General features: G+C 40.0%; 1 protein-coding gene. It reads left to right on the forward strand.

The features are described from left to right. Nucleotides 1-5: 5 nt before the first annotated feature. On the forward strand, nucleotides 6-380 hold a 375-nt coding region (locus EVJ30_RS15095), incomplete at its 3' end, for a PTS transporter subunit IIC (protein WP_370251122.1).

Raw genomic sequence — 380 nt, forward strand, 5'->3', positions numbered from 1 at the left:
AATTTATGCAAGAAGGGCAGAGTTTCTTCTTTTATATCATGACCACTTCATTAAATTTTGCTGTCTATTTAGCTATCTTACAATTAGGCGTTAGAACCTTTGTCGACGAGTTGACGCAGTCATTCCAAGGGATTTCAAATACCATTTTACCAGGCGCTGTTCCTGGGATTGACGTAGCAGCGACTTTCGGGTTTGGCTCGCCCAATGCAGTAACAATTGGGTTTCTCTTTGGCGCATTAGGCCAGTTTTTAATGATTGGCTTACTGATTCTATTAAAGTCTCCGACAATCGTTATTGCGGGTTTTATCCCATTGTTTTTTGATAACGCTGTCATATCTGTTTATGCAAATAATCGTGGCGGAGTAAAAGCTGCTTGTTTA

The sequence above is a fragment of the Exiguobacterium sp. SH5S13 genome (genome assembly GCF_004337085.1).
GTDB classification, from domain to species: Bacteria; Bacillota; Bacilli; order Exiguobacteriales; family Exiguobacteriaceae; genus Exiguobacterium; species Exiguobacterium aurantiacum_A.